The organism is Chryseobacterium sp. KBW03 (genome assembly GCF_003852415.1).
GTDB classification, from domain to species: domain Bacteria; phylum Bacteroidota; class Bacteroidia; order Flavobacteriales; family Weeksellaceae; genus Chryseobacterium; species Chryseobacterium viscerum.
This window is the reverse complement of the sequence record NZ_QAJO01000014.1, coordinates 143312-156130: the sequence shown is the minus strand read 5'-3', so window position 1 is coordinate 156130 and position 12819 is coordinate 143312. Positions and strand designations below refer to the sequence as shown.

General features: G+C 36.6%; 13 protein-coding genes. 8 read left to right on the top strand and 5 right to left on the bottom strand.

Annotation, left to right across the window (positions count from 1 at the left end; genetic code table 11):
• Nucleotides 1-64: 64 nt before the first annotated feature.
• Nucleotides 65-241 (bottom strand): histone H1, encoded by a 177-nt coding sequence (locus tag DBR39_RS22655; RefSeq protein ID WP_047377485.1) that lies wholly within the window; start codon nucleotides 239-241, stop codon nucleotides 65-67.
• Nucleotides 242-542: 301 nt separating this feature from the next.
• Nucleotides 543-1958, bottom strand: a complete 1416-nt coding sequence (locus DBR39_RS22650) for a PLP-dependent aminotransferase family protein (RefSeq protein WP_124536945.1) — start codon at nucleotides 1956-1958, stop codon at nucleotides 543-545.
• A 118-nt stretch (nucleotides 1959-2076) separates the two neighbouring features.
• Here DBR39_RS22650 and DBR39_RS22645 point away from each other — a divergent pair, with 118 nt between their 5' ends.
• From DBR39_RS22645 to DBR39_RS22620, 5 genes are all read left to right on the top strand, one after another.
• A complete protein-coding gene (locus DBR39_RS22645; RefSeq protein ID WP_124536943.1) occupies nucleotides 2077-2592 on the top strand; it encodes a hypothetical protein in 516 nt (171 codons plus the stop codon).
• A gap of 180 nt (nucleotides 2593-2772) precedes the next feature.
• Nucleotides 2773-3687, top strand: coding sequence for a helix-turn-helix domain-containing protein (locus tag DBR39_RS22640; protein ID WP_124536941.1), 915 nt, complete (start codon nucleotides 2773-2775; stop codon nucleotides 3685-3687).
• Between the two features lie 88 nt (nucleotides 3688-3775).
• Nucleotides 3776-4981, top strand: coding sequence for an MFS transporter (locus tag DBR39_RS22635; protein WP_124536939.1), 1206 nt, complete (start codon nucleotides 3776-3778; stop codon nucleotides 4979-4981).
• Between the two features lie 293 nt (nucleotides 4982-5274).
• Complete coding sequence (locus DBR39_RS22625; RefSeq protein WP_124536937.1) at nucleotides 5275-5751, top strand: MarR family winged helix-turn-helix transcriptional regulator; 477 nt, start codon at nucleotides 5275-5277, stop codon at nucleotides 5749-5751.
• A complete protein-coding gene (locus DBR39_RS22620; protein WP_124536935.1) occupies nucleotides 5748-6590 on the top strand; it encodes a universal stress protein in 843 nt (280 codons plus the stop codon). Before DBR39_RS22625 ends, DBR39_RS22620 begins: the two co-directional genes overlap by 4 nt.
• An 11-nt stretch (nucleotides 6591-6601) precedes the next feature.
• On the opposite strand, the gene DBR39_RS22615 is transcribed toward DBR39_RS22620, so the two are convergent.
• Nucleotides 6602-7198 carry a Crp/Fnr family transcriptional regulator gene (locus DBR39_RS22615; protein ID WP_124536933.1) on the bottom strand — a complete coding sequence of 199 codons (597 nt, stop codon included), beginning with the start codon at nucleotides 7196-7198 and terminating at the stop codon, nucleotides 6602-6604.
• 111 nt (nucleotides 7199-7309) lie between these two features.
• Nucleotides 7310-7648: a winged helix-turn-helix transcriptional regulator gene (locus tag DBR39_RS22610; protein ID WP_228447902.1), complete on the bottom strand. Its 339-nt coding sequence runs from the start codon at nucleotides 7646-7648 to the stop codon at nucleotides 7310-7312.
• Nucleotides 7649-7781: 133 nt separating this feature from the next.
• Between DBR39_RS22610 and DBR39_RS22605 the strand changes: the two genes are divergently transcribed.
• Nucleotides 7782-8384: an FMN-dependent NADH-azoreductase gene (locus DBR39_RS22605; protein WP_124536930.1), complete on the top strand. Its 603-nt coding sequence runs from the start codon at nucleotides 7782-7784 to the stop codon at nucleotides 8382-8384.
• Nucleotides 8385-8486: 102 nt separating this feature from the next.
• On the opposite strand, the gene DBR39_RS22600 is transcribed toward DBR39_RS22605, so the two are convergent.
• Nucleotides 8487-9803, bottom strand: coding sequence for a M20 family metallopeptidase (locus DBR39_RS22600; RefSeq protein WP_124536928.1), 1317 nt, complete (start codon nucleotides 9801-9803; stop codon nucleotides 8487-8489).
• 494 nt (nucleotides 9804-10297) lie between these two features.
• Here DBR39_RS22600 and DBR39_RS22595 point away from each other — a divergent pair, with 494 nt between their 5' ends.
• Nucleotides 10298-10744, top strand: a complete 447-nt coding sequence (locus DBR39_RS22595; protein WP_124536926.1) for a hypothetical protein — start codon at nucleotides 10298-10300, stop codon at nucleotides 10742-10744.
• Nucleotides 10741-12816 carry a GMC oxidoreductase gene (locus DBR39_RS22590; protein ID WP_124536925.1) on the top strand — a complete coding sequence of 692 codons (2076 nt, stop codon included), beginning with the start codon at nucleotides 10741-10743 and terminating at the stop codon, nucleotides 12814-12816. The genes DBR39_RS22595 and DBR39_RS22590 overlap by 4 nt, the downstream gene beginning before the upstream one ends.
• The last annotated feature ends 3 nt before the right edge of the window (nucleotides 12817-12819 follow it).

Sequence of the window (12819 nt, the reverse complement as noted above, 5' to 3'; positions counted from 1 at the left end):
TAACTCTGTTTTAAATTCAACAGGGGATAAAAAAAACCGGCTTCAAAAGCCGGCTAAAGGTAAATTATTTCTTAGCTTCTTCTACAGAAACTTTTCTGAAATCTTTGAACAATTTGCTTAGTTCTAAAGCTGCTTTACGAGCTCTTGTACCAGCTGCTTTGTTTCCTTTTTCCGCTTGTTGGTTTGCCTCAGTTGTGAACGCCTCAAATTCTGCGTTAATTTTTTCAATTAGTTCTTTCATTTATTTAAAAATTTAGGCTGCAAATATAGGTTTTATGGTGATTCCAGCCTAATTGTGTTGAAAAAAAATAGTGGTTTTGATTATTTTTTTTGAGTCTTTCTTCAAATCAATTTAATTTTTAAAATAAAATCAAATAATGGCAGGAAATCAGGCATCAATTTCAATCTGAAAACAGAATCAATTTTAAAGCATTAATAATCAATTAAAAACCTGTAAGAATTGAAGAAAATTAAATCAATCTCTCATTTAAAATACGTCTGATTTCTTACCCTTTCTTACTAATTGCATTATTCCTATGGATTTACAACAATAATTCCTTTGCTTTTCGTCCCGCATTTTCCAGTAAAACAATGCTTTCAGAAGTAATTCGCTCTGCAAAAACAATCCGGAAATGATAGTGATATTTATCCGTAAAAGAAAAGGTATCTCCGGGAGTAAATAAAATCTGATGCTTTTCACAATACTGATAGAATTTTTCCCTATCTGTATTCTCCGGAAGTTGTCCCCAAATGCTGTATCCACCCTGAGGTCTGTGAAAATAGGAATCTTCAGGAAAAGAATTTCTTAAAGCCTCCAATACCTGAGCTGCCTGCTGGTTTAGCTTTTTCCGGAATGACCGCAGGTGCCTTTCGTAGCTGCTCCCCTGCAGGAGTTTCAGAACAAGCTCTTGATAAATGGGAGAAACAGACCGTCCCAAAGCAAATCTTGTTCTTTCTGATTTTGCATAAAAATGTCCTGCATACAGCCATCCTAAACGAATTCCAGGCGCTAATGTTTTTGAAAATGATGAATAGGTCATTACCACCCCATTTTTATCAAAGCTTTTTATACTGCGTGGTCTCTGTTCCCCAAAATAAAGATCAGAATACATATCATTTTCAATGACACATAGCTGATGGAATTCTGCAATACGAATGATTTCTTTTTTCATTTCATCACTCATCATCATTCCTGTAGGATTATGAAAGTTCGGAGTCGTGACAAGAGCCCGGATATCATTTTCTTCACAGACTTTCCATAAGTATTCCGTATCAAAACCACTTCTGTAATGCACAGGAATTTCAATCACTTTCAGATCCAGATGGGCAATGACCTCCAGCACAGAAAACACACACGGACTGTCAACAGCCACCACATCCCCAGCTTTGGTGACCGACTTTAAAGCGATTGTAAGTGCCTGCAAAGCGCCATCCGTAATAATAATTTCATCAGGATTGATGGTACCGCCATAAATTCCCATTTGTTTTGCAATATGTTTCCTTAATGCTTCCAGTCCGTTGGAAGGATAATATCTGAGCAAGGCTGCTCCTTTTTCACGAATCACTTCCTGCATTGTTCTCAGGATAAGCTTCTGTGGAATGAGCAAATCTCCCGGAACCGCTGTATTGAAAGAACTGAATTCCGAAGTTCTTTTGGAAGTCAGCATCATGTTTTTCATAAATACCTCATCCCTCACAACCGCAGGCAGCGTTGTCTTTGCCTCCGGAATATTTTCTTCCTGAGTTTCTGCAACAAAGTAACCGGACCGAGGATTGCTCCTGATTAACCCTTTGATCAGGAGATATTCAAATCCATTTTGTACTGAGCTTGTACTCAGTCTGTATTTTTCTTTAATCTCCCGAACAGAAGGAAGTCTTTCATTTTTCTGCAGGATTCCGTTGCGGATCTGCTCCTCTATTACTTTCGTAAAAACTTCATATTTATAAGGTTTCATCATAACACAACAACTGTACTGAACAAATTTACAAAAATACCTTTCTGTACTGGTTATATTTTAACGAACTGTATCCCTTTTGAAAGGATTAAACTTATAATTTTGAATAAAAAAAAGCCCCATGGATATCATTTCAAAATTTAAGGTAGGTTCTGAAGAGGGAATTTCTGATCTTATAACCATTATGGATTCTTCAATTTATACATTGCACAAGGAGTTTGTAAGTGAAGAGGACATTAAAAAATACATTCACCATGAAATAGACCCAAGAAAGATGATCAATGAACTGAACAATCTTTCTAACCAGCTTATTATGACGTATGCTGATCAGAAACCCATCGGGTACAGTATTATAAAAAGTGGTTCACTACATCCCGGAATACCCGATGGAAAGAGGGCTACAGAAATCAGTTTTGTCATTCCTTCAGAATTTGATTCAGCGGAGGTAAGACAGTCACTTTGGAAAAAATGCAGATCGGCTGTGAGTTTTACAGATATTATCTGGATCAATATGCTGGATCACGATCCGCTTCAGGAGTTTTTAAAAGAATCCGGTTTTATATCTACAGTCAGTTCAAAGGCGGGTCCTTTTCAGCTTCCGTCGCATATTTTAGAATTGGAGATTAATAAAAATTAGATTTTCAACTACAGATTTCTCAAGTTTAGACGGATGTGTCTGTATATTTTATAATAAGTAAGCCGATTTTTAATACTGATATTATTGAAGCAAGCTATAATTCTCATTTTTATTATTTCACTTAAAATTAATGTAAGTAGGTATTAGTTTACCTATCTTTGATTTTTATAATTTTTACCTATGAGTGATCAACTGGAAACTATAGAAGACTATTACAAACGCATCCGTAAAAACGAGGTCAAAATGTTTGATTCGGAGGAGTTTGAAACAGGAAAATCCCATTTCAATATTTCGATGCGGAGATACTGCAGCTTCAAGAGTCCCTATAACCGCCGTGATTACTATAAAATAAGTTTTATCATAGGAAAAGGCACCATTCATTATGGTACGCATCAGTTGTATATTGACCGTCCGGCTTTATTTTTCCCTTCTCCAAGTATCCCTTATTCCTGGGAATGTGAGAGTGATTTTCAGGAAGGATATTTCTGCCTTTTCAATCAGGAGTTTTTTAATGGAAATTCAGAATTCAACCTATTTAAAAAAACTTCGATGTTTAAGGAATGGAGCAAACCGGTTGTTTTTCTGACGGACGAACAGACCGAGCTGGCTACTCTTTATTTTGATCAAATCTATAGGATGAATAATTCTTCCTACCCTTTCCGATGCAGCAGTATCAAAAGTAATCTGGCATCTGTTATGCATCTGGCACAGGAAAACCGTTTAGAAGACATCAATCCAAATGAGCTTCCCGGCAATGTACGGCTGTACAAGTTATTTGACGAATTGCTCAATAAACAGTTTCCTTTGGATTCTCCTGCCTATCCACTTGCGCTAAAAAGTCCTTCTGATTTCGCCGATCATCTCAATGTGCATGTCAATCATTTGAATTCTTCCGTAAAATCTGTTACCAATCTTACTACAACACAGATCATTAAGGAAAAGATGTTTGAAGAGTCTAAAAACCTGCTGAAGTATACGAATTGGGATATTGCTCAGATAGGCTATACTTTAGGCTTTGATCAGCCGGCACATTTTAATAATTTCTTTAAAAAGCATGCCCAGACTTCACCCTTAAAATTTAAGAATTTATCTTAATATTTGATTTTTGTAATTTTTACTTTGTCTTTTAAAACCCATATTTATATTTCTTGAGCTATTTTTGCATGGTAAAAAATGACTGAATATGTTGAAAGATGCATCTGAAAAAAGAATCAGATTAATTACTATTATGGCTTTCGTGTCAATCCCGCTTTCCGGGTTTGTCACAGACATTTATTTACCATCATTCCCTTCTATGGCTAAAGAAATGATGGTTTCAGAAAAAGATATCCAGATCACTTTAACTTCATATCTTCTGAGTTACGGAATTTCACAGTTATTTGTAGGAGGAATTCTGGACAGTATCGGCCGTTATCGTCCCAAATTGATAGCGCTGTTCCTATTGATTCTGACCAGTATTTTAATTACCATGACAAACAGTATTTTACTGATCTGTCTGCTTCGTATTCTTCAGGGAGCGGCTGTTTCCGTTCTTGTAGTGGCAACCCGTGCTATTTTTGTAGATCTTTATGATTCGGAGAAAGTGAAACATTATCTGAGTTATTTTACGATTGTATGGTCGTGCGGACCCATTCTGGCGCCTTTCTTAGGGGGCTATCTTGAAAAACTTTTTAACTGGCATGCTAATTTTTATTTTCTTGCCGCGTACGCCGGACTTCTGTTCTTGTTTGAATGGTTCTTCAGTGGTGAAAGTCTTCCTCAGAAAAAGAAACTGGATCTGTCAGAGAATATCAGTCTTTACAAAATGATGCTTAAGAACAGGATTTTCATGCTTGGAATTTTCATTTTGGGATTAAGCTACTCTATTGTGATGTTATTTAATATTACCGGACCTTTTATTATTGAAAATACCTTTCATTTTACCCCGGTAGTCATTGGATATTGTACCCTGATTTTAGGTTTTTCATGGATGATCGGCGGATTTATCGGAAAACGCAGACTGACTCTTGATTTTAAGCCAAGAATCTTACAGCCTATTCTTCTGCAGCTGATCCTGATTGCAGGCTTGATCATCACCAGTTACTATGCACAAAGTCTTTTCATTATGATTCCTTTTGCCTTTTTCATTCATATCTGTTCCGGAATTCTATTTACCTCATTTTTTACGACAAGTATGCTTTACTTTCCTAAAAATGCAGGAACTGCCGGCGGACTGATGGGTGGATTGGTGTATGTGATTACTTCAATAACAAGTTTTATCATTTCAGTGAGCGGAACGGTAAGCGATCAAAAAGACCTTTCCTGGCGTTATCTGATTATCGCCTGTTTCCTATTGGGAATTATCCTTATTATGAATCAAGCCGTTAAAAAAGAAAAAGCAGAGAATTAGTCTCTGCTTTTTTTATTTGATATTTCTAAGGTACTTTTTCAGAATAATCGAATGGCAGAGCTCCTCGTCTCTAGCGGCATATAACAATGTGATCTTTTCCGGATCTTATAGTAATCAAACAGCAAAATTTGTTTGTGTAAGGTTATTTTTCAATTCATTTATAACCTGACATATACTATTTTACACCTAATTAGTTTTAATTAAAACTAATTTTACGTATATTTGTTAGGATAAGTTATGCGATAAAATCTTTTCGACATGCATCTTATCCTGCTCTAATATATTGTAAAAGTATGCCTGTACAACAGAATAATATTTCGGAACTGGCTCTGGAGCTAGGTCTGGCTATGAGTGAAATGAAAAGCCGCCTTCGACAGAAGATTCAGACCATCATTAATGAATATGATCCGGATCTTTCTTTTGAACTGATTGAGATTCTGGGATTACTTTCACGCAATAATGGCATCAACCAGCAGGAAATAGGAAATAAAGTAAGCAAAGACAAATCAAGCATCACTTATCTGATCAACAGCCTTGTAAAGCGGGATCTGGTTGAACGGATAGCGTATAAAAACGACCGGAGGAATAAGCAGATCTTTTTAACTGTGAAAGGGAAACAGATTGTGGAAACTGTTTATCCATGGGCATTGGATCTTTATAAAAAAGCGGCTGGAGACATTGATGAAGAAGAGATCAGCAAAGCTCTTCTATTAGTAAAAAAAATGACAGCAAATCTGGAAGAATCAGGATCAAAAAATGATATATTATGAGAACAATCCTTGTACCCATTGATTTTACATCAACTACGGAAAATGCAGTAAGAGTTGCCACAGACTGGGCAAAAACCTATGAATATCAAAACATCATCTTACTAAAAACTGCGGGAGAATCTGAGTTTGATTATCTGCATATTGCAGAAGGGCATTCCTTTGTGAATGAAGAAAGCCTCAATAATCTGCTTCAAAGGACAGAACTATTATTTGACCAGTTAAGCAGTATCATTACAGAAAAACACCCTGACCTCAAGGTTTCCAGAGTACTAAGTGACTGGGCTCTTACCAGAAGCATCAACGAGCTTTTAAAGAATGAACCGTCTGTAGAACTGATTATTCTGGGCAGTGACGATTCAACCTCTACCAACGAAAGCTTTGTTTCTGATAATATTATAAGCATTGCAAGAACCAGCCCTGTAAAGACCTTAATTGTTCCCAACAGCTATCACTACACTCCTATTAAAAATATATTTATTCCTTGCGATATAAAGGGAATCAAAAGATTACAGAGATTATTTCATCACAAATCTGTTATTCATAAACAAGATGTCCGGTTGTTGTTTTTAAACATCAAAACCAGTGAAAAAGAGGATGAGGATAAAAAACGCGAGCTGGAAGACTATATCCGCGAACATTTAACGGAAATTCCGAGCAGTATTCATTATTCTTATGATAAAGATGTTATTAATGGTATTCTGACTTTCGCAACCTCCCATGCAGCTGATCTTATTATTGCATTACCCGGTGAGCACAGCTTTTTGTATTATCTGGCAAGCAGAAGTATTTCTGAAGGAATTTACCAAAATACCCATCAGCCCGTATTAATCTTAAAGTAAATCACTGAACATTAATAGTAAATTTTAGAGCTTTCAATTTTAACAAGCTTCTGTTCCTGCATTTTTTTGACATATCTGATCACCGTTTCTACCCGAAGGCCGGTAAGAGTAGCTATTTGCTGTCTGGTATAGGGAATCAGGAATGAGTAAGCTTCTTCAAAACCGAAATAGCTTTTAATATGATCAAAAAGCTTCCTAAGTTTTATAATAGGATCCGAAATGGCCAGAAAACTGGAAACTAAATACCGGAAATGCATCCTGTCGGCTGTATATTTATTAATCTCCAGCATTAATTCAGGGGTTTCCAATAATATTTGCAGGAATTTGGTTTTAGAAATCTTAATCACTTCACAGCTGGTAACTGCAATCGCATTGACTGCGTAATGATGGTCTGTAAATAAGTAACTCTCACCGATGCAATGACCATCAAAGGGAAGCCCATGAACAAATTCTTTTCCGTCTTCTAAAAAAGTATTCAGTTTCGCAGTGCCATACTTGATCTGAAAATAATATTTTGCCGCAGTTCCTTCCTGAAAAATAGCATCTCCAGCTTCATATTTTTCCAGACTGGCCCCCCAGGAAAATAATAAGTCTTCGCATATGATCATCTTGTCATTATTAATTGAGTAAAAGTATGTAAAGTATAATGAATGGTGCAACTCATAAAATACAAAAAAATGCAGTATTTCACGGTACCAACCTACTCTTTTTTTGGGTTATCAGGCTGTAATTTTCTTTTTATGTTTTACCCCCCAATCAGCCAGGGCAGCAATTACATCTTTCAGTGATTCACTGTATTCTGTAGGAACATATTCTACCAAAACGGGCTTGTGATCGATGAGAACCGTTCTTTCCACCAAATGATTGACCTCCAGTTTTTTTAATTCGCTGGATAACACGCGTGCCGAAATTCCATTGATGGTCCGCTGTAATTCATTGAACCGTGTATGTCCGCCAAGAATAGCAATCATGACCCGGATGGTCCATCTCCCGCCAAGAACGTATAAAGCATCCTCAGTTGCAGACAGATGAGTGCTGCATTGTGGCCGTGAATACACTATTTTTTCTTCTTCCATTCTATTTTTTTCTATTGTTACTAACCTAAATGTTATTACTAACCTTTTGGTAACTACTATCTTTTTATTAGTAAATATAGATAATTTTGAAACATCAATTTTAAAAAATAAAAAAATGAAACAAGTACTTCATATTATCTCAAGCCCAAGAAGCGAATCATCAGTCAGCAAAAAACTGGGTAATGCTGTTGTAGAAAAAATTACTGCAAAATATCCTGACAGTATTTTCAAAAAACGTGATTTGACCAATCCTCTTTTTCCTCACTTGGAAGAAGCCCATATCAATGCATTCTTCACTCCTGCAGAAAACCGTACTTCTGAGCAATTGGAAACTGTAAAACTCTCTGATACGGTGATTGCTGAGCTTCATGAGGCTGACATTATCATTATTGAAGCTCCGCTTTATAATTTCAGTATCACTTCTACGCTGAAATCATGGCTTGATCATATTGCAAGGGCAGGAAAAACTTTCAGTTACAGTGAAAACGGTCCTGAAGGTCTGGTGAAAAACAAGAAAGTATATCTTGCTTTTTCAAGTGGCGGTATTTATTCTGAAGGTGAAAGGCAGGCTTATGATTTTGTAGTTCCTTATTTAAAACAAACTTTAGGATTTATGGGAATGACGGATATTTCTGTTGTCCGTGCAGAAGGACTTTCTGTTCCGGTTATTCAGGACACAGCATTGCAAAAAGGCATTGAAAGTATTGTTGTAGAGTAAAAAATTAAAAATGCTGTTCTTTTTTAAGGACAGCATCTTTTATATAGAATACACTTCTTTATCAGAAGTTTTGTTTGAAATAGATCGTATTACAATAAAAGGTTAGTTGCTATTAAGACGTTCTATAATTAACGATGAAAAGCATTTCACTCCGGTTCTGATACTTTCCTCATCCACCTGAAAATTAGGAGAATGATTCATTGCAATCACTCCTTTTTCAAAATTAGAACCACCAAGAAAGAAGTAAACTCCCGGTATTTTTTGTTGAAAATAAGCAAAGTCATCATTAAAAAACGGAACCTGCCCATAAGCTATGGCAACGGTATTTTTCCCATACATATTCTGAAGGATTTCTGTCACTGAATGGGTTAATTTTTCATTATTGATAACAGTTGGATTTCCCTGCGTGAATGAAACAGAAAGAAGTTGGTCTTTGTAACCATTATCCTCGATAATCTTTTGAACTTCTGGAATTATCTTATCTACATTAGAGACATTCGTCTCATATACATATGCTTCAAGAAAAGATTCATTATTTTTAGAATAGGCGGCAAAATTTCCGTCTATGAACAGATAATCTTTGAAAATAGTATTCGGATTTGTCAGCCCGATTTTAGGGTCAACCATAGAATGTATTTCCCATGGTTTACTTCCGGAAGAAGCACGAAATAAATAATTGCTGATCTTTTTTGTTAATTCTTTGGTCTGTTCTTCTGACAATCCATTTTTCAACTGAATCCTTATTTTCTTTTGATAGGCAAACATTTCATTGGGTTTCACCATGATCTGTCCAGCTGGTATTGCAGTTACATGCAATCCATAAATTTCTTCAGGATGTATTCTGGAAAGCAACCCGTTATTCAGCATTTCTTTTGCACCTTTGAAAGTTTCCTCTTCAGCTTGAAATATGAAGTAAACGGTTCCTTTTAATGACTTTTTATTTTTGGCGAGAACTTCAGCAATTCCTAATCCAACCGCCATATGAATATCGTGACCACAACCATGCTGAACACCTTTTACTTTCGATTTGAAAGTCTCCGGATCCGGATAATCATTGGGTAATGCATCCATATCCGATCTCCAGGCTATTTTTTTTCCTTTCTTATCCCCTTTCAGGATTCCTACAACACCATATCCGTAAATATCCGTTTGAACTTCCAATCCTAAATCAAGCAGATACTGTTTAATTTTTTCCTGAGTTTGCACTTCCTTGCCTGCCAGTTCCGGATTTTCATGAAAATCTCTTCTGATAGTAACCAACTTATTAAATATCCTGTCTGTTTCGAGCTGAACGGATTGATGTATTGACTGTTTTAGGTTTTTGGACAAATGAGAAGCGGTTTCTTTTTTATCCTTCAGTTGTTGCGCTGATAAAGCAAAAGAGATCAGACATAGTATGGTTAAAGTAAGTTTTTTCATGGTTTTGAAACAATTGATTGTATTCGGATTATAATTATAGAAACAACTGCAGTATTTTATTTCTTTGACGCCTAAGGTAAGACTATTCCTCTTTAGATTTAAAAATCATTTTCATCTTACATAATTTCAGTGTTTTATTTTCAAATATCAGTACCACCTATACCTATTTTAAATACAAAATATCCTACCACATTATTTAAATTAATTCTAAACTAGGTGAAAACAAAACTTCCAAAAACCATTATGTATAAAGGATTACGTACAAAATCACAAACAATAACTACTATAAATTACGTAGAAATACTGAATCTTATCTAACAGGATCTGATTAATTTCGATTTAACAAAAATTGATAACTATGGATCGCTTGAAAGACATGCATTCATTTCTGAGAAAAGAGATGGTATCTGAAAAATCCGGCAGCTATAGATCAATCGGCATGATCATCTCCTGTTAAAAGGAGTTGAAGATATCTAACCCAAATTTTTAACGAAATGAACATTATTAACAAAATCCTCAACGTCGACGATTACTATTTCGACGTGTTTATGTCTATCTCGGAAGCGCTTGCCGGATTTACGGTCAACGAATTACAGTCTACTGGCTTGGCAGAAACCTATTACACTTACATTCTCAAAAGCTTAGATGCAGCTACTTTTGTGGAATTTCTTACTGTTTCTAAAAATATTCTTGAAAGCTCTTCCGATGAAGATCAGTTAAAAAAAGCCATTCAATCCGAAATCATAGCAAAACCAGGAATGAATGATATTGCAGGGAAGATCATTACAATGTGGTATCTGGGAACCTGGGAAGGAGCCTATGTCAATGATCTTTCTTACAAAGAGGGGCTTGTCTGGAACCTGATGCATTCTCATCCACCCGGGGCAAAACAGCCTGGCTACAAATCATGGAATATTAAACCTGTAAACAGCAACTCATGAATCAGACCCACCATAAAAAAGATGTCATCATCGTAGGAACGGGGATCGCAGGATCTCTTATTGCAAAACTGCTGACCGACCATGTATTTGATGTAACAAAAGGAAAAATGATCCACCGTGCAGATGCCGGAAAATCTGATAATATTCGTGAAATATCAATACTGATGTACGAAGCCGGATTAGAAGCCGGTCTGGAGCTGGATTCTGTGTCTTCAATGACCACCTATAATGAGTATATGCGTACTTTTTATATGGAAGAGGCTAAAGTTCCCAATTCCCCTTATCCGAATTTAAAGCAGGCTCCTTCTCCGAATGTACTCGATATGGAGCATATTATCCCACCATTTCCTGATAAGAAAGGATATCTGGTTCAGTTTGGGCCAATGCCGTTTGCGAGTGATGCCATCAGAGTGGGCGGAGGGACTACCCTTCACTGGCTGGGAACTACTCCAAGGATGCTTCCGAACGATTTCAAACTTACAGAGAAGTACGGGATTACAATAGATAAGCCGGATTCGAAAGAAAAAACACCTATCAACTGGCCTATAGACTATGAAGAACTAAGGCCTTATTATGAAATGGCAGAGTTTGAAATAGGGGTTTCCGGAGATGTCTCAAGACAGGAATATCCTATTTCTGAGAATATGGAAGAATATTATGGGGATTATGTGTTCCCGATGGAAGAAATTCCTCAGAGTTATATGGATCATAAGATCATTGAGGGGCTTAAAGGCACAAGTGTAGCGCTAAGCTCAGGAGAAATTCCTTTACTGATGGTACCTTCTCCACAGGGAAGAAATTCTATTCCGAACCCAAAATACGGAAAAACAAAGATCATCAAAGCTGAACCTAAAGAAACGGGATACAAACTTGTTTTAGACAGCTCAGAAAAGGAAGAATACAAAGCTCTTGGTTCTGTATGGAACCCTTATATGGGAGAGCGCTGCGAAGGAAATGCATCCTGTGTTCCGATCTGTCCGGTTCAGGCAAAATACAATGCTTTAAAAACATTGAAAAAAGCTTTATATAAAGTTAATGAAAATGAAAACCTTAAGCGTAATCCATACATGCAGATTCAGGCTCAGAGTGTGGTCTATAAATTAAGTGTGGATCAGAATAATACAGATAAAATTTCCAAAATTCATCTGAGAAGATATACTTCAAGGGAGAAAACAGATTTTGTTGAAGAAGCTATTGACACTTCAGACTCTATTGTAATTCTGGCAGCCAATGCTTTTGAAAATCCAAAGATTTTATTGAACTCCAAATATACCGTTAACAACGTTGTAAAAACAGTTGCCAACAGCAGTGACCAGGTTGGAAGAAACTTAATGGACCATATGGTAATGCTTACCTGGGGGCTTTTCCCGGAACCGGTATATCCGTACAGAGGTCCTGGTTCCACCACCAATATTTCGTCTTTCCGTGACGGAAATTTCAGAGGTGAATTTTCTGCATGGATTTCTCCTCTTGACAACTGGGGATGGGGATGGCCTGCATTTTCTCCAGGTTCTGATGTGGCTTACTTTATCAAAGAAAAACGTTTTGGGGCAGAATTAAGAGAAAAGCTTACCAACAGGCTTTCAAAGCAGGTATTATTTCATTTTGAAATTGAACAGCTTCCCAATCCAAACAACAGGGTAACTATTAATGATCAATATCTGGATGTTATGGGTATTCCTCGTCCTGTTATTCATTATGAGCTGACTGACTACGAGAAGAGATCTATGGAACAGGCAAAAAGTGCTTCGGACCAAATGTTCAAAAGATTAGGCATTGAGGATTTTACAAAATACACTGCTGCGGATAAGAACTCTGTGATCTACAACGGTGTAAGGTATTCTTATAATGGAGCGGGACATATTGTAGGAACTCACAGAATGGGTTCTACAGCAGAAGATTCTGTAACCAACAGCTATTGCAAAGCCTGGGATCATTCCAATTTATACATCGTAGGAGCAGGAAATATGACAACGCTGGGAACTTCAAATCCTACTTTAACATTATCAGCATTCACCATCCGTTCGGTAGAATCTATCCTTGCTGATCTTGAAATTCAACTTAAAAAATAAAAA

Coding starts and splice junctions, on each gene's coding strand:
- DBR39_RS22625 (WP_124536937.1), top strand. CDS start 5,275: ATGCCTGTACAACAGAATAATATTTCGGAACTGGCTCTGGAGCTAGGT.
- DBR39_RS22640 (WP_124536941.1), top strand. CDS start 2,773: ATGAGTGATCAACTGGAAACTATAGAAGACTATTACAAACGCATCCGT.
- DBR39_RS22595 (WP_124536926.1), top strand. CDS start 10,298: ATGAACATTATTAACAAAATCCTCAACGTCGACGATTACTATTTCGAC.
- DBR39_RS22655 (WP_047377485.1), bottom strand. CDS start 241: ATGAAAGAACTAATTGAAAAAATTAACGCAGAATTTGAGGCGTTCACA.
- DBR39_RS22620 (WP_124536935.1), top strand. CDS start 5,748: ATGAGAACAATCCTTGTACCCATTGATTTTACATCAACTACGGAAAAT.
- DBR39_RS22600 (WP_124536928.1), bottom strand. CDS start 9,803: ATGAAAAAACTTACTTTAACCATACTATGTCTGATCTCTTTTGCTTTA.
- DBR39_RS22605 (WP_124536930.1), top strand. CDS start 7,782: ATGAAACAAGTACTTCATATTATCTCAAGCCCAAGAAGCGAATCATCA.
- DBR39_RS22615 (WP_124536933.1), bottom strand. CDS start 7,198: ATGATCATATGCGAAGACTTATTATTTTCCTGGGGGGCCAGTCTGGAA.
- DBR39_RS22650 (WP_124536945.1), bottom strand. CDS start 1,958: ATGATGAAACCTTATAAATATGAAGTTTTTACGAAAGTAATAGAGGAG.
- DBR39_RS22590 (WP_124536925.1), top strand. CDS start 10,741: ATGAATCAGACCCACCATAAAAAAGATGTCATCATCGTAGGAACGGGG.
- DBR39_RS22645 (WP_124536943.1), top strand. CDS start 2,077: ATGGATATCATTTCAAAATTTAAGGTAGGTTCTGAAGAGGGAATTTCT.
- DBR39_RS22635 (WP_124536939.1), top strand. CDS start 3,776: ATGTTGAAAGATGCATCTGAAAAAAGAATCAGATTAATTACTATTATG.